Source organism: Methylobacterium soli, from assembly GCF_008806385.1.
Classification (GTDB): Bacteria; Pseudomonadota; Alphaproteobacteria; order Rhizobiales; family Beijerinckiaceae; genus Methylobacterium; species Methylobacterium soli.
In genome coordinates this window covers 1-15,559 of record NZ_VZZK01000045.1, presented here as the reverse complement: position 1 = coordinate 15,559, position 15,559 = coordinate 1, and the positions used below count along the sequence as shown (strand labels likewise).

At 63.5% G+C, this 15,559-nt stretch carries 15 protein-coding genes and 2 pseudogenes; 10 read left to right on the top strand and 7 right to left on the bottom strand.

Annotated features, from left to right (window positions below; translation table 11 throughout):
- The first annotated feature begins 203 nt into the window (after nucleotides 1-203).
- From F6X53_RS27535 to F6X53_RS27510, 6 genes are all read left to right on the top strand, one after another.
- Nucleotides 204-1,019 carry an alpha/beta hydrolase gene (locus F6X53_RS27535; protein WP_210386421.1) on the top strand — a complete coding sequence of 272 codons (816 nt, stop codon included), beginning with the start codon at nucleotides 204-206 and terminating at the stop codon, nucleotides 1,017-1,019.
- A gap of 103 nt (nucleotides 1,020-1,122) precedes the next feature.
- Nucleotides 1,123-1,761, top strand: a complete 639-nt coding sequence (locus F6X53_RS27530) for an HD domain-containing protein (protein ID WP_151004397.1) — start codon at nucleotides 1,123-1,125, stop codon at nucleotides 1,759-1,761.
- Nucleotides 1,762-1,881: 120 nt separating this feature from the next.
- Complete coding sequence (locus F6X53_RS27525) at nucleotides 1,882-3,111, top strand: MFS transporter (RefSeq protein WP_151004431.1); 1,230 nt, start codon at nucleotides 1,882-1,884, stop codon at nucleotides 3,109-3,111.
- A 53-nt stretch (nucleotides 3,112-3,164) separates the two neighbouring features.
- Nucleotides 3,165-3,446, top strand: a complete 282-nt coding sequence (locus F6X53_RS27520; RefSeq protein ID WP_151004396.1) for a hypothetical protein — start codon at nucleotides 3,165-3,167, stop codon at nucleotides 3,444-3,446.
- Between the two features lie 126 nt (nucleotides 3,447-3,572).
- Nucleotides 3,573-4,160, top strand: a complete 588-nt coding sequence (locus F6X53_RS27515) for a winged helix-turn-helix domain-containing protein (RefSeq protein WP_151004394.1) — start codon at nucleotides 3,573-3,575, stop codon at nucleotides 4,158-4,160.
- Between the two features lie 620 nt (nucleotides 4,161-4,780).
- A complete protein-coding gene (locus tag F6X53_RS27510) occupies nucleotides 4,781-5,260 on the top strand; it encodes a cysteine hydrolase family protein (RefSeq protein ID WP_151004392.1) in 480 nt (159 codons plus the stop codon).
- 244 nt (nucleotides 5,261-5,504) lie between these two features.
- Here F6X53_RS27510 and F6X53_RS27505 read toward each other — a convergent pair whose 3' ends face one another.
- On the bottom strand, nucleotides 5,505-6,248 hold the full coding sequence (locus tag F6X53_RS27505; RefSeq protein ID WP_151004390.1) for an NAD-dependent epimerase/dehydratase family protein: 744 nt from the start codon (nucleotides 6,246-6,248) through the stop codon (nucleotides 5,505-5,507).
- A 604-nt stretch (nucleotides 6,249-6,852) separates the two neighbouring features.
- Here F6X53_RS27505 and pdxR point away from each other — a divergent pair.
- Both pdxR and istA read left to right on the top strand, forming a co-directional pair.
- Nucleotides 6,853-8,283, top strand: a complete 1,431-nt coding sequence (gene pdxR / locus F6X53_RS27500; protein ID WP_151004388.1) for a MocR-like pyridoxine biosynthesis transcription factor PdxR — start codon at nucleotides 6,853-6,855, stop codon at nucleotides 8,281-8,283.
- Nucleotides 8,284-8,652: 369 nt separating this feature from the next.
- Nucleotides 8,653-9,690: pseudogene (gene istA, locus F6X53_RS27495) on the top strand (IS21 family transposase); the annotation flags it as partial.
- Nucleotide 9,691: 1 nt separating this feature from the next.
- Here the strand turns inward: istA and F6X53_RS27490 are convergent.
- The 4 genes and pseudogenes from F6X53_RS27490 to F6X53_RS27475 form a co-directional block, all read right to left on the bottom strand.
- A pseudogene (locus tag F6X53_RS27490) lies at nucleotides 9,692-10,363 on the bottom strand (IS91 family transposase); the annotation flags it as partial.
- A gap of 18 nt (nucleotides 10,364-10,381) precedes the next feature.
- Entirely contained in the window at nucleotides 10,382-11,290 is a 909-nt protein-coding gene (locus F6X53_RS27485; protein ID WP_151004384.1) for a tyrosine-type recombinase/integrase, read from the bottom strand.
- A gap of 231 nt (nucleotides 11,291-11,521) precedes the next feature.
- Nucleotides 11,522-12,025 carry an SRPBCC family protein gene (locus tag F6X53_RS27480; RefSeq protein ID WP_151004382.1) on the bottom strand — a complete coding sequence of 168 codons (504 nt, stop codon included), beginning with the start codon at nucleotides 12,023-12,025 and terminating at the stop codon, nucleotides 11,522-11,524.
- On the bottom strand, nucleotides 12,009-12,365 hold the full coding sequence (locus tag F6X53_RS27475) for an ArsR/SmtB family transcription factor (RefSeq protein WP_151004380.1): 357 nt from the start codon (nucleotides 12,363-12,365) through the stop codon (nucleotides 12,009-12,011). Before F6X53_RS27475 ends, F6X53_RS27480 begins: the two co-directional genes overlap by 17 nt.
- 476 nt (nucleotides 12,366-12,841) lie before the next feature.
- Here F6X53_RS27475 and F6X53_RS27470 point away from each other — a divergent pair, with 476 nt between their 5' ends.
- Together F6X53_RS27470 and F6X53_RS27465 are read left to right on the top strand one after the other, a co-directional pair.
- Nucleotides 12,842-13,237, top strand: coding sequence for a hypothetical protein (locus F6X53_RS27470; protein ID WP_151004378.1), 396 nt, complete (start codon nucleotides 12,842-12,844; stop codon nucleotides 13,235-13,237).
- Nucleotides 13,224-14,123: a sigma-70 family RNA polymerase sigma factor gene (locus F6X53_RS27465; protein WP_151004376.1), complete on the top strand. Its 900-nt coding sequence runs from the start codon at nucleotides 13,224-13,226 to the stop codon at nucleotides 14,121-14,123. Before F6X53_RS27470 ends, F6X53_RS27465 begins: the two co-directional genes overlap by 14 nt.
- A gap of 3 nt (nucleotides 14,124-14,126) precedes the next feature.
- On the opposite strand, the gene F6X53_RS27460 is transcribed toward F6X53_RS27465, so the two are convergent.
- Nucleotides 14,127-14,567 (bottom strand): hypothetical protein, encoded by a 441-nt coding sequence (locus F6X53_RS27460; protein ID WP_151004374.1) that lies wholly within the window; start codon nucleotides 14,565-14,567, stop codon nucleotides 14,127-14,129.
- 12 nt (nucleotides 14,568-14,579) lie between these two features.
- Nucleotides 14,580-15,338 carry an SDR family oxidoreductase gene (locus tag F6X53_RS27455; protein WP_151004372.1) on the bottom strand — a complete coding sequence of 253 codons (759 nt, stop codon included), beginning with the start codon at nucleotides 15,336-15,338 and terminating at the stop codon, nucleotides 14,580-14,582.
- Nucleotides 15,339-15,559: the final 221 nt, after the last annotated feature.

The following is a 15,559-nucleotide window of genomic DNA, read 5'->3' as shown; positions in this document are numbered from 1 at the left end:
GATCGAACGGCCCGCCTCGTTGCGTGCGGCAAGCTACAACTCCAATATCATTCCTGTGGTAGCCGCTAGACTCCCGACAGGTCCTTGAACAGTTCGGTGCGAGGACGGCCATTACCTTCCAGTTTTCTGGAGTGACTGGCGATGTGCACCATCATGACCAGTGCAGTACGAAGATTTTTTAAAAGAACTGAGACGCTCAGGACGTGCGACCCGCCGTCTGGCCGACGAGGGCCGACGAGAAAGCTGTCCTCCCGCACTCCTCGCAACCAACAGTAGATCCGGATTTCACGATGGCCCATCGGCGCAGTTTCGTTCTCGTTCACGGTGCTTGGTACGGCGCCTGGGTCTGGCAGGACGTCCTCGCCAGACTGCGCGGCCTTGGTCACGTGGCGAGCGCACCGACGCTGACCGGGCTCGGCGAGCGCCGGCATCTCGAGCACGGCCGCGTCGATCTAGACACCCACGTCGAGGACGTCGTCGCACACATCGAGATGGAGGACCTGCGCAACCTCACCCTCGTGGGCTGGAGCTATGCCGGCATGGTCGTCACCGGGGTCCAGGCCCGCATCCCCGAGCGGATCCGCGACATCGTCTACCTGGATGCCTTCCTGCCGGACGACGGGCAGGCGCTGGTCGACTACGCCCTCCCGGAGATCCGCCCGAGCTATGAAGCTGCGCGCGTGAACGATCTTCCGATCCCGCCGGTCCCTGTGGCGGCTTCCGGCATCACGGACCCGAAGACCATCGCCTTCGTCGAGCCGCGTCTGGTCTCGCAGCCCTGGCAGACTTTCTTCCAGCCGGTCAAGGTGCTGAAGACACGCCCCGACATTCCGCTCGCCTATGTTGTCTGCGCGCAGACCAACCCGTCGCCCTTCATGCCGCGTCTCGCAGAGATGCAGGCAAACCCCGCCATCCGTACGGCGATCCTGAATACGCACCATCAACCCATGCTGTCGATTCCGGACGAGACCGTGTCGGTGATGGTCGGAGACCATGCGTGCTTGCGCCTGACCGCCTGAGAATGACGCCGACCTGCATGAAGGTGCCGGGAGGCCTCACGAACCAAGGAACGAATTCAGCGTCGCAATGCGAGATCGCGAACTTGGAAATGGGAGTTGGTCAATGGTCAGCGAGATTTCCGGCATCAAGATCCCTGACAGTCAGATCGCACGCGAAGCCGCCGAGTTGGTGCGGCAGCATGAATCCGAGCTGTTGTTCAATCACTCCGTGCGGGTCTACGTCTTCGGCGCGATGAAAGGCGTTCGCGAAGGTCTGAAGTTCGACCCCGAACTGCTCTATGTCGCGTCCTTGTTCCACGACATGGGCCTCGTCGACGCCTACCACACCGACACGAAGCGGTTCGAAGTCGATGGCGCCGATGCCGCGCGCGAGTTCCTCAGGAGTCACGGAATTCCCGAGCCGAAGGCGGATCTGGTCTGGGAAGCGATCGCCCTGCACACGACGCCTGGAGTGCCCGAATACATGCGACCGGAGATCGCCCTTACGAAGGCGGGCGTCGTGATGGACGTGCTCGGTATTGGGTATGACGGATACACTTCGGAACAACGCGCCCAGACCATCTCTGCATTTCCTCGGGGCGACTTCAAGAACGAGTTCGTTCAGGACCAGCTTCGTTCGGCCTTTAAGAAGCCGCAGACAACATTCGGCACAGTCAACTTCGAATATATCGAGCACTTCGACCATTCGATTTGCAGGCCGAACGTGTGCGCGCGCATTCGCGCGGCTCCGTGGGCGAGCTGAGCCCCTGAAAACGGTCGAGCTTACGAAAGCCGATTGAACCGCACTTCGGCTATTTGCCGAGGCATCTGAACTCCTCCGCTTCTCAGAGCGGAGGCAATCCTGATCTTTTGCGTGGTCATCATGTTCGGAACGCCGACTTCCCTGATCTGGCTGACCCTCGGCGCCTTTGCCATCGGAACTGAGGGCTTCATGATCGCCGGTCTGCTTCCCGCCCTGGCGCGAGACCTGAACGTCGGCTTGGCTCCCGCCGGTCACCTGGTCACCGCGTTCTCCCTCGCCTATGCGATCGGCGCTCCGATCATAGCGGTGCTGACGGCCAGGCTCGAGCGGCGCCGCCTGTTGGCGGTCGCCATGTCCGGCTTCGCCTTTGCCAATCTGCTCGCCGCGCTGGCGCCGGACTATGCCACGTTGCTGACTGCTCGGCTGCTGCTGGCTCTGTCCGCCGCCAGCTTCATGCCGGCGGCCAGCGGATATGCCGCCGCGCTCGGAGGTCCGGAGCGGCGTGGCCGCGCCCTGTCTATGGTCACCAACGGCCTCAGCTTGGCGATCGTTGCCGGCGTGCCGCTCGGCGTGCTTGTGGGGGAAGGCTTCGGCTGGCGCGCCAACTTCTTCGTCGTCGCCGGTCTGGCAGCGCTTTCGCTGCTCGGCATACTCGCTGGGCTGCCGCGCCAGCCGGCAGGCACCACGGCCAGCCCGGGTGGGCGGCTGGCGCTGGCTAAGCGACGCGACGTGCTGTTGGTGCTGGCGACCAGCGTGCTGACTGTGGCCGCCACCTTCACGATCTACACCTATCTCGGCGTCTTCCTGGCCGATGTGGCCGGCGTCGGCCCACAGGGGCTGGCGCTGGTGCTGCTGGTTTTCGGCCTGGCGAGCGCGGCTGGTACACGGCTCGGAGGCGACGCGGCGGACCGCTGGGGTGCGCGCCCGACCGTGATCGTCGGCGGAGGTCTCGCACTGCTGGCCTATCTCGTGCTGTCGCTCGGTCCGGGACTGGGGCCGACCTCGGCTATGCCGGTCCTGCTGCCGGCCATCCTGCTCTGGGGTCTGGCGAGTTGGGGGCTCATGACGGCGCAGCAGGCACGGCTGGTCGCGCTGGCCCCGGCCCTGGCGCCCGTGAGCCTGTCGCTGAACTCCTCGGCCATCTACCTCGGCAGCGCGACGGGCGCGGCAGCGGGCGCGCTGATCGTCGCCGATGGCGTCGCGGAACATCTCGGCTGGGTGGCGGCGGGGTTCGCGCTGTCCGCGCTCCTGCCGCTTCTGGCGGACGAAGGCACGCGGTGGGTCGAGGTCGATGCCTTCGGCGAGGATGGCGGTGGGAGAGGCCGCCGATCTGCGCTCCGCAATGGCTGAGCGCCTCTTCAGCCTTCGACACATTTAAGTTCCGGTCTCTGCGAGTACTTCCCATGTTCTGGGCAACATGTACGATCTCCACCGGCGAGTGGCTTGAATATCTGGGCGCGTTCGAAGTTCATTGGCAGCTGCTGCACTACCCTCGCGACATGCTCCTGATGGCTGCAAATGAGACGCGAACCACGATGAGGCTGTTCGTCGGAGTACCACGGTCGGAAGATCTGCTGACGTACTCAGGCTTCGAGCGGACCGAACGCAAATTCCTGCCGAGAGCGCCCATTCTGCTTGCCGGCAATCACGACGTCTTCCAGGCGATGTTCGAGTCGGGTGGCTGAGGACCATCCACGCAGTCGTTCGGGCCCGTACGCGGACCAGACTTCGCGCGGCTGACCGAACCGAACCGCCACCTGCCGATACCGGCCATCCGGTCCGGCTTCGAGAACCCTCCTTCCGTTCCTTGGATGCATGCCATGACTTACAGAGATTCGTCCCTGCCGCCGCTATCGACGGAGGATGTCGCGCCCCTCGTGGCCACGGTCGCGGGTTCGGTCCTTCTGGCGGGCGAGGCGGGATACGACGACGAGCGCGCCGTCTGGAACCTGAACCACGAGCTGGTGCCCGCGGTGATCGTGGTGCCGGAGAGCGCGGCCGATGTCCGGGCCGCCGTTGCTTTCGCGGCGGGGCAGTACCGGCCGGTCCTGGTGAAGACCACCGGCCACCAGATCGTCGGCCAAGCGCAGTACAGGTTTGGGGAATGGAGGCTCCACACACAGACGCGTCAAATTACCAACCCCGATGGGAACGCCGTTGTGCTGACCAAGGGCGAATACGCTCTTCTTCTCGCCTTCGTATCGGCTCCGCAGCGCCCCCTGACCCGCGAGCATCTGCTTCAGGCGACTCGCGTGCACGAGGACGTCTTCGACCGCAGCATCGACGTCCAGATCCTTCGGCTACGGCGCAAGCTTGAGCCCAACCCGGGCCTCCCCCGCATCATCCTCACGGAGCGCGGAGGCGGGTACGTGTTCGCACTGCCAGTTAAGTTTGCATAACCGCCCGCCCCGCCTGCGCTGGCGAGGCGGATTTCCACCGTAACGTGAACACGCTGGCTCGACATTGAGCTGTAAGACCACAAGCGAAAGGTACAGCTTTCCTCCCTGTGCGAGGTCGGCATGATGCTGCGACGCATTCCGGAACTCACTTCCGAGGTAGAGCGCATCGCCTACACACGAAGCGTCGCAGGCGGCAGCCTTCCGACGCCCGTACCGGCTCGACGAGGGCGCTCGCGGCGGGTTCGTACGATCCTTCGCCAAGGTCTCCGGATCAGCTGTCGGCGGATGAGCCTGCTGCTGCGTGCCCTTGCGCGTGATTTTGTCACCGGCTTCGCCATGGCTGGAGCATGCCATGGGATCGAGCCGATTTGGCTTGCCCAGGAGTTTGCGCGCGAAAGGCTCTCAGAGCCGCTCGAGGGCTCGGCCGCAGGAGAACGGACCAGCCGCTATCTAAAGTCTTGTACGACGTCTGAGGACCAGCCAGACGACGTCACCTCGCCTCCCTACGAAGATCTTGTCCAAAGGCTCGGCACGTGCAGAAGGTTACTTTCAGCCAGGAGTTGAGCGCTTGAACGAGGAGCAATCAAACCCTGCTCGTAGCGGGATTATCAAGGGCCATCATGCGGCAAGCTCTTCTGATCGTTGACGTGCAGCGCAGCTTCTCGCCACCAACCAAGTTGATCCGCAGCATCGAAGAACTTTTGCCACATATAACATCCGTAGCTACTGTCGAGCGCCACAACGAAAGCCGCGTACCGTTTCGACGCCAGCTGGATTGGGCGCCGGCGCCCGATGACGAGGCGCTCATCGCCGCCGACCGGATTTTCATCAAGCACGGCTACTCGCCCACACCTGAGGTGATCGACTATCTCCGAAGCCTCAAGACCGAACGCGTACTTGTCTGTGGCATTCAGGCTGACACCTGTGTTTTGGCGGCCGGTTTCGCCTTGTTTGATGCTGGGCTATCTCCAACGCTCGTTGCAGATCTTGTTGTCGGCTCCTCAGTCGACCGATCGGGCAGGCTCGGCATTGCCCTCTGGCGGCACCATTTTGGTGGAGTGGTGAGTTCGTATCGCGATCTCATCCCGGAGCGCGGGTGATATCCCGCCCGTCTTTCGGTGCCCCGCCGGGACTGCCGAAGCGGGCCATCGCTGACCCGGAAATACGACTTCACACCCGCTTTGAGCACGAGCGGGCCGCCTGGCATTTCCGTCGGCCGTCCTGCTGGAGGTAAGTCGAGCGATTGCTGGGCGATTTATTACCGTTGAGAGGAACGCAGAACGTGGGAGAACGTCATCGCGGTACGGAAGTGGCCCTTCGAGCGGTAGCCCTCGCACTCGGAAATCAGACAGAGAGCAAACCATGCTCGCGCCGCCACTCTGGCTTCCAGTCCAGCAGCCGACGCGCGCGGTCGCTTGAGACGAAGCCATCCTCTTCCGCGATGTTGAACACGCCGGCGACAGTTCGGCTGACGGCGAGCTCGGTGGCCTTTGCTGCAGCATCGATATGCACCGCTCCCGGAAACGTCGGTCGATCGAAACCCGTACCCGGTCCGTATAGCGCTCCATAGCGCAAGATGACCCCGGTCATCGGTGCTTCGAGAACCTGACGCTCCAGACTCGTGACTCCTCGTGCCGTGACACCCGCCCCGCCTTCCGCATCAACATCCAGTTGATCCGCTTCGGCATGCGGCGTCGGCCCGGGAGCGTAGGCGAACGCGATGCTCTGGGCCACGAAGCGCTCGCTACCAGCCGAGCGCGCGGCGGCGATGAGGTTGCGCGTCCCCTCTTCCCGGAGACGGGCAGTGCGCACCAAGGCCTCGGCCATCCTGCTCGGATCGAGAGCGGGCGGTAGATCGGTGAGTTGATGGACAACCACGCTTGGCCGGAAACGACGCACGGCATCGGTCAACTGGTCGGAATCGAAGGCATCGACCACGACGGGCTCCACGCCCATCGCAGTCAGGCTTGGAACTTTGTCCATCGAACGCGTCGTACCGACGACCAGCCAACCGGATGCAACGAGAAGAGGTGCGAGGCTGCGACCCATTGCTCCGGTCGCCCCAGCGAGAAACAGGCGCTTGTTCATTTTTGCACTCCTCCAGTGAGGCATTCAGGACAGACCCAAGACTTACCGCAGAGCTTCAGAGGTTCACGGCTCGTCCGGCAGACGAGGTGGACCCGCCTCCTCCGTTGTCGAGCGCCCCTGGTCATAGCGCCACCGCCTTCCGCTGGAGTGCCGGGCCAAGGACAAGCGCAAGGGCCGACCTTCATGGCATCAGACCGAGTGAATTCAGCTTTTGACGGCCATTCGACAAGCGGTGCTGGGCTGAAATGCTGAAACGGCCTTCATTGTACAAACGAGGGGATCTGCATCCAGGTCCATGAAACGACATTGAGGCTAGGCCGTGATTATCATCGCCAGACGCGAGCTAACCTCGCACATGAGGCGTCACCACCAATCCGGATCCACTAACAAGGGAGGGCAATGGGGTGCAGCAGATCCTCACGAAGTCGGCCGAACACGAGCCGGCGAGAAAGCCCGCTAGCGCCAGGGTCACTGGATGCCGACGCAAGAACCGTACGGATTGCAGCTTGAGCTTCCGCAAGCATTCTCTGGAACGCGGCGGATTTGGTGTGCCGGGATCTCGGATTATAACTGGCCCTTACTCGACGCCAGAAATGACTAGGTCATGAGTGTCGCAAAAGGTGCCAAGATCTCCCCCCTGAATCCGGCCGCGGCGGAGCCCTTCTACCGCCAGATCTATGACCGATTCCGCGGCGCCATCGAAGGCGGATCGTTGAAGCCGGGCGACCGGATCCCCTCGGCACGAGCGCTGACCAAAGAGTTGGGTTTGGCAAGAGGCACGATCGAAGCAGCTTATTCTTTGTTGGCTGCCGAGGGGTACATCCAAGCCCGCGGCCAGGCAGGAACGGTTGTGACACCAGGCCTCAAGCCGGTCACGCCCGCCGTAAGCAAGATACCCCGATCCAAGAGCCACATTGCTGCGTCCAGCTTCCGTCCGGACTCGATTTTGCCATTTCAAATGGGCTTGCCAGCTCTGGACCTATTCCCGCGGAAGATCTGGGCCCGTCTGGGCGCGCGCTGTGTCCGTGCCATGCAGCCGTCTGACATGGCTCATCCTTCCGTATACGGCATGGAGGCACTGCGAGCCGAGCTTGCCAAATACCTCCACGTATCACGTGGGATCGGCTGCTCTTCATCTCAGATATTCGTGACGTCGGGGTATCGTCATACGGTGGAGTTGATCACGCATGCATTGTTGAAGGCGGGCGATCGTGTTTGGCTCGAAGACCCTGGCTACCCACCGACGCGAGAACTCCTGAGACAAATGCGCAGAGTAGCAGTCCCGGTGCCGGTAGATCGGGAGGGCATGGTCGTCTCGGCTGGAGTCAGAGCGGCGCCACGAGCGCGCGCAGCCGTGGTTACGCCTGCGCATCAGAGCCCCCTCTGTGTGTCTCTGTCCTTGCCGCGGCGCTTGGAACTGTTGGACTGGGCTGCGCGAAATAATTCGTGGGTGGTTGAGGATGATTACGACGGCGAATACCGGTACGCGAGTCGGCCCCTGCCTGCACTGAAGAGCTTAGACCGTGATGGCCGGGTAATTTATGCGGGCACATTCAGCAAGGTGCTTTTTCCCGGCATTCGGCTTGCCTATGTCGTCGTGCCGGAATCCTTAGTCGAACAATTCGAGCAGATCAGCGAAACCTTTGCGGGAGGCAGCCCTCAGCTTACACAAGCCATCGTTACAACATTCATATCGGAAGGGCACTTCGCCCGCCATATTCATCGGATGCGGAAGCTTTACGCCGAGCGTCGGCAAGCGGCAGCAGCGGGCTTGGAAAGCGTGCTGGGGAAATACATGCGGAGTGACTCACAGCCGGGAGGCATGCATTTGATCTTTCGCTTAAATGGCGCGCAGTCGGATCGCCGCCTAGTAGCGAGCATGCGAGAAGAAGGACTTTACGGAGAAGCATTGACGGAATGGGCGATGGGTAGAGAGGGGGCTTCGGCGTTGCTCCTCGGCTTCACGAACATCGGGTCCCAAATGGCGGCCGAGCATCTCGGAATGCATCTCTTGAAGCTACTACAACGTGATTAGAAGTTTGTCTTAATATGCGGTCGATAAGTAATTGAGTAATATCATTGAGCTTTGATCCCTCAACACGCCAGAGAATTTTCGGGTTTGATTTCGGATACTCCCGAACATGCTTTTCGCCGGTACATACGGAGAGCCTTGACTGAAAAGGTGCGACCCCAGCGTTTGTTGTGCGTCCGTGCTTGAGACGATCGGACGGGCCACAACACCAACCTTTCTCAGCTCGAAGCTAAGTGCAGGGACATGCTGAGAGCGGCACTGACAAAGTGTACCGGTGAGGCGGCTGGATAGTCCGGCCCGGGCGGCAGTCGCAAACTGTACCGCTGCATTGCCTTCTTGAGGCTCGTGGACCACGAGCTGGAGAAGGCGTGGATGTTCTCGGTGGAGCTCTACGGACGGGTTCGCCACGCCTGTCAGATCGAGGGCCTGAGCCAACGTGAGGTGGCGCGGCGCTTTGGTCTTCATCGCAACACTGTGCGCAAGATGCTGGCCTTCTCGGTGCCGCCGGGTTACCGGCGCAGCAAGCCGCCCGCTTGTCCCAAGCTCGATCCCGTCACGCCTGCGATTGCCGCTATGCTCGAGGCGGACCGGTCGGCGCCTCCCAAGCAACGTCACACGGCCAAACGGATCTACGAGCGCCTGCGGGCCGAGCACGGCTTTGAGGGTAGCTACACGACCGTGAAGGACTATGTCCGGGCTCGGCGAGCGCGCGAGCAGGAGATGTTTGTTCCGCTGGTTCACCCGCCCGGCCATGCTCAGGCCGACTTCGGCGAGGCTGAGGCGGTGATCGGGGGTGTCCGTCAGAAGGTTCATTTCTTCTGCCTCGACCTGCCCCACTCAGACACTGGCTTCGTCAAAGCTTACCCGGCTGAGCGCATTGAAGCTTTCTGCGACGGGCATAACGCGGCCTTCGCCTTTTTGGGCGGCGTGCCCCAGTCGATCCTCTACGACAACACCAAGCTGGCGGTTGCAGGCATCCTGGGCGACGGCACGCGCCAACGGACACGCCGCTTCGCTGAGCTGCAGTCGCACTACTTGTTCCAGGACCGTTTCGGCCGGCCGGGCAAGGGGAACGACAAGGGCAAGGTGGAAGGCTTGGTTGGTTATGCCCGGCGCAACTTCCTGGTGCCCATCCCGGAGTTTGCAAGCTTTGCGGCCTTGAACGCGCATCTCGAGCAGCGCTGTCTGGAGCGTCTGGATCATTGGGTCCGCGGCCAGACCGAGAGCATTGGCGAGCGCCTCGTGCGTGACCTGACAGCCCTGCAAGCCCGCCCGCCGGTGGCGTATGAAGCCTGCGACCGCACCGCCGCCCAGGTCTCTTCGCTCGCCCTCGTGCGTTACGACCGCAACGACTACTCGGTGCCCACAGCCTACGGCCACCGTGCTGTGCTGGTGCGCGGCTACGTCGACGGAAGGCGCTGCGCTCGGCCAGGGGCGACAGGCTGCCGAAGGCGGCGAGCCGTCCGGCCGCGTGCAGGGCGATGAGCCCGGCGAGGAACAGGCAGCGGAACAGCTTGGCGAGGACGCGCACCGGCAGCAGGAAACCGGGCCGGGCCGAGATCCAGCGGGTACCGTCGCGCGAGAGACCGCCGCCGGGCACGATCATGTGGACGTGCGGATGGTGGGTCAGCGCCGAGCCCCAGGTGTGGAGGACGGCGGTCAGCCCGATGCGCGCACCGAGATGCTTTGGGTCGGCGGCGATGGTCAGCATCGTCTCGGAGGCTGCCCGGAACAGCAGGTCGTAGACGGCGGCCTTGTTCTGGAAGGCGATCTGCGCGACCTCGGCGGGCAAGGTGAACACGACGTGGAAGTAGCCGACCGGCAGGAGGTCGGCCTCGCGCGCGGCCAGCCACGTGCGGGCCGCCGCGCCCTGGCATTTGGGGCAGTGCCGGTCGCGACAGGAGTTGTAGGCGATGCGCGTGTGCCCGCAGCCGTCGCAGGCCTCGACGTGCCCGCCCAGCGCGGCGGTGCGGCAGGTCTCGATCGCCGCCATGACCTTGCGCTGGTGCAGGCTCAGGTGCCCGGCCCGGGCGGCACGGTAGGCCGGCCCGGCGGCGTGGAAGACGTCGGCGACCTCCAGCACGGGGGTCGGCCCGGCGCGTCAGCTGCCGGCCGCGCTCTCCCCGGCCTCGAACAGGCCGAGCCGATCGAGGGGGCTGGTCACGGTGCGCACCGTGCGGGTGGCGACCTTAGTGTAGAAGGCGGTGTTGTCGAGCTTGGCGTGGCCGAGCAGGACCTGGATCACCCGGATATCGGTGCCGTCCTCCAGGAGGTGGGTGGCGAAGCTGTGGCGCAGGGTGTGCGGGCCGACGCGCTTGGCGATGCCGGCGGCCCGTGCGGCCTCGACGACCACCCGGCGGAGCTGCCGGGTGCTGACCGGCTTGAGGGCGTGCTGGCCGGGGAACAGCCAGCCGTCGCCCAGCATCACGCCCTGCTGGCGGCCGGCCCGCCACCACTGGCGCAGTAGGGCCAGCAGATCCGCCGAGAGCAGGGCGTTGCGGTACCGGCCGCCCTTACCTCGTTCGACCCGGATCAGCATGCGCGCACTGTCGATGTCCGTGACCTTCAACGCCGCGACCTCGGCCACGCGCAGGCCGGCGCCGTAGGCTACGGCCAGGGCCGCCCGGTGCTTGAGGCAGGTCGTGGCGGCGAGCAGGCGGGCAACCTCCGCGCGGCTGAGCACCACGGGCAGCGTGCGCGGATAGGCCAGACGGACGAGCCGGCGCGCCAGATCCGGGCGGTCGAGGGCGTGGGTGAAGAAGAAGCGCAGGGCCGAGACGATGCCGTTGAGGGTCGGCACCGGCACGCCGGCCTCGCGCTGTTCGACTTGGAAGCGGCGCAGATCCTCCGCGCTGGCCGTGTCGGGCCGGCGTCCGAGGAAGGTGGCCAGACGGCCGACATCGCGTAGGTAGTTGCGCTGGGTCTCGTGCGAGAACCGGCGCAGGTTCATCTCCTCGATCAGGCGTTGGCGTAGCGGGCTGATTGCAGGGGCGGGAAGCAGATCGTGCATCGTCGGGCTCCTCGGATGAAGGAGCCGCGATGCTCGGCCCGCCGCCGACAGGCCTCAAACGACGCGCGACGGTCCGGATGCTACCGCGACCTCACCATCTGCGCCCTCCCGCGCAGCGGGTTCGTTCTTCGGCCATCTTCGGTCGGCTGCTTCGCGCCCGCTCCGGCCGGAGAAGCCGGCGGAGTCGCCTCCCAAGTGCAGACGTTCCCCCGAGGCGAGTTTTCAGCCGCGTTATTCGCATATGCTGGGAAGCAGTTCGCCGAGCTGCTCCAACTGTTCCTGCAACCCTGCCGCCGAGCCCTGTAGCGCTTCCTCAAGCTTCTCCTTGGACGGGTAGATTTCGTGGAAAGTCAGCAGCGTTTTCCCTCCCTGGTCCTTGAAGGTCACGGTCGTGATCGCACCATCTTTGCCCTCGTCGTTGGTCCAGATGATGCGTTCGTTAGGCACCACCTCAATATACTTGCCGTAGAAGGCCATCGTGTCCGACCCTCCGGCGCTAAACTCCAGCCGGTATTTGCCGCCTGTACGGACGTCCATATCGCATGATAGGAGCGAAACTCCGGATGCCGATTTTGGCACCCACCAGCGCTGGAACAACTCGGGCTGGGACCACGCCCTGAAAACCGTGCTCGCCGGCGCATCGAATGTCCGCTTTACGACGATTTCGCGATCCCCTCTGCGCTCGACCGATGTGCTGTTTTGCGCACCACCCGCACTGCTAAATTGCTGATCCATCACTTCCCTCCTGTTTCATTTCGCGGATGATTTCGTCCAGTGCTGCGAAGCGGGCATCGAAGAGCTTGCGATGCGTCTCGATCCACTCGGCTTCCGCCTTAAGACCGCTTTCCCCAAGCCTGCAGGTTCTCACCCGTCCGACCTTTTGCGTCACGACGAGCCCCGCCCGCTCAAGAACCTGAACGTGCTTCTTCATGCCAGTCAGCGTCATCCGGAACTTGTCCGCAAGACTGGTGATCGACGTGTCGCCTTGGCCAAGCTGGTCGATGATCCCGCGGCGGGTCGCATCGGACAGTGCCGCAAACGAGAGATCGAGTCGGGGGTTGAAACACTGAACCATGCGGTTCAGTTTAGAGCTTCGCGCATAGGAATAGCAAGCGGCACGAATTTTTTCTGCCGAACCTGCCTTTGGAGGTCATGCACCGCGGCAGCGGCAGCAAAAAATGTCCACTGCGGGCCAAAAGGCCGACCTTTGGGTCACCGATCGACGCATGTCAGCTTTCAGCGCCTGCTCACAGAAAGCAGTCCGCCAGCTAACGACCCAAGATCGCCGTTGATGCCCGTACTAGAGTTCCTCGGAAGCGGTCGTTTATTGAGGGCTTCGTTTGGGTCAGTGCGTACCTGTGTTCCCTCTCGTGGCTTGATTAGGCGCTTCAACGCGACACTCGGACATCAGCTCGGCCAACTCGAATTTGGTGAGGTGGGCTGTGCAAGGCCGAGGCTTTTTATGAAAGCGTCGAGATAAGTTGCATCCGATGTCACATCCAACGTCGGCGCGTCGTCACCCTCGCGGACCAATTTCGCAGGGAGCGCGCGATGAGGAAAGCAATTCCGGTACTGGCTGGCCTTTTCGGCGCAGGACTGGTGAGCAACGGCATCTTCATGCTCGCCTCACCTGAGGCATGGTACTTCGCCGTGTCGGGCGTGACGACGACAGGCCCATTCAATCAGCACTTCCTGCGTGATATTGGCTTGATCTTCGTACTGATCGGGTCGGGATTTGCGTACGGTACGGTGAGACCCGGTTCGCGTGTAATGCTTTGGAGCATGGGCGCGATCTGGCTTTCGGGGCATGCGCTGTTCCACGTGTGGGAGGTTGCAGTAGGCATTTGCGGGCCGGAGGTACTCCCCCGCGACTTCCCAGCGGTGACGCTTCCTGCGCTCATTGCGGCTGCCCTCAGCGTCTGGTCGTTTCGCCATGCCGTCCATTGATGATCCAACCCTCGTCTTCGAACGGGAGCGGACGCGGCTAGTCCGGCTCGCCTACCGCATGCTGGGCTCTCTCGGCGAGGCCGAGGATGTCGTCCAGGACGCCTGGCTCCGCTGGCGGCATGTCGACCATGCTGGTGTAGCGTCGGCCGGTGCCTTCCTTTCGCGCACGGTCACTCGGCTCTGCCTGGACGTCATGAAGTCCGCCCGCGCCCGCCGAGAGACATACTTTGGAACCTGGCTGCCAGAGCCCGTTGCCATGGCTCCGGACGAAGCCCCTGGGGATGACCTGACGCTTACACTGATGCTCGCCTTGGAGCGTTTGTCACCTCTGGAACGGGCTGCGTTCCTGCTGCACGACGTCTTCTCGGTCCCGCTCGCAGAGATTGCGGCGACGCTTCAGCGTGAGCCGCCAGCTATCCGTCAGCTCGCTGCAAGAGCCAGGAAACATGTGCAGTCCGCACGCCCGCGCTTCCCCATCGAGAGGGAAGAGGGGACGCGCATCGCGAAGGCCTTCTTCGAGGCTTCGGCGACAGGCGACGTCGCCGCGCTCCGCAGCATGCTCGCCGATGCCGTCGTCGTGCACTCCGATGGGGGCGGGAAGGTGCACGCATTCCCGCGGCCGATCATCGGGATCGACAAGGTCACGCGTATGTTCGAGGGCGTTGCGCGGAAGGCGTGGATCCAGCATGCCCAGAAGCTGCAGGACCTCTGGATCGACGGCCTGCCGGGCTACTTCAGCCTGGAGCCCGGCGGAACGCTCCAGACCGTTGCTCTCGACATCGAGGACGGACTCATCGTCGGCATCTACTTCACCCGCAACCCGGACAAGCTCGAACGTATGGCAAGGCTGTTCGGAGGAGCAACGGGAGCGGCGATGCCACACTGATCCTCAACGCCGGGCGATTGCGAGTTCTCTGCGGCACACCGTCGAAAATGCACAGAGCGGGTCGAGGTCGCCGGCGTGGTGGATGTCCGCGAAAGCAGAGATCTTCTTGTTCGGGGCGAAGTAAGTTTCGCCAATGCGCTGCATGACACGCTCCGCCTCCTCAAGCGTCGCCGGCTCTCCGAAGAGCCGGATCTTGTTGACGATAGCATAGAGGCTCACCAGCTTAGCCGGGTCATCGAGGTCATGCTCGAAGGCGTCGCCAAACAAGGTCGACGCCTCCCGGATGAACTCGCCGTAGAGCGCTTCCCGTCGCGCACGGTCCTGCACGAGCAGGGTTGCCCGCTCCTGGCTGTGTTGCGTCAGCCATGTCGTCGCGACGGAGGCCATCGCGCCGATAGCGGAACCCGCAAGCGCGGAAAGCGCCGAGACGTAGGCCGCATCCATCGGCGGCGTCCCTCAGGCGACGCGCTTCGGCTGCGCCGCCAGCCAGTCGCTGTAGCGACGCTCCGACAGCCACGCGTCACCGGTGGGAGTCAGCCATCGGTCTTCGAGGAGCACTCCAAAATACGGTTCGGTGTCGTCCGTGACGACTTCATGTGTGTCGCCGATTCCATCGAAGTGGCGTCTGACTAACTCGACCATCGGCATACGCTCAGGACCGGCGATCTCGATCGTGGCGTTTCGCGGTGGTGCAAGCGCGGCCCCGGCGACTTTTGCGGCCACGTCGGCCGATGCGATCGGCTGGATTGAGGCGGAGGTCACGCGCGCAACGCCGTCGATGATTGCCACTTGCGCGATGGTGCCTACGAACTCGAAGAACTGCGTGGCGCGGACCAGGGTCCAGGGCACGCCTGCTGAGGCGATCAGCTCCTCCTGGGCAAGCTTTGCGCGGAAGTAGTCACTATCGAGCAGGAGCTCGGTCCCGACCACCGAGAGCGCCACGTGATGCATGACGCCCGCAGCCTTCTCAGCCGCCGCGATGTTCCGTCCGGCACGGACGAAGAAGTCCATTGCCGCGTCGTCGGCAAAGGAGGGCGAATTGGCGACGTCGACGACGACGCCGGCGCCCTGCAACGCATCCGCGAGCCCCTCGCCCGTGACGGCGTTCACCCCCGTATTAGGCGAGGCCCCGAGCACCTCGTAGCCGGCGTCCCTCAGGTTGGCGACGACCTGGGAGCCTATTAGCCCGGTGCCGCCGATGACGACGATCTTCATGTGATGCTCCATCTCGACTCCGGTCCCATCGGGACCGTCGTAGTCATGACGAGGAGCGCCCCTTGCGGTGTGACATTGGCGCGTAAGATCTATGCGCCCGATTTCGGCCGGCTCGGCTTGATGTTGTGGGATGCGCTGGACGGAGGCGGCCTAGATGTCGAAGCTATGAAGGTTGTTCACCCGAGGCGGGGGTGAGAGGCTGGGGTTGCGAAGCCAACCAA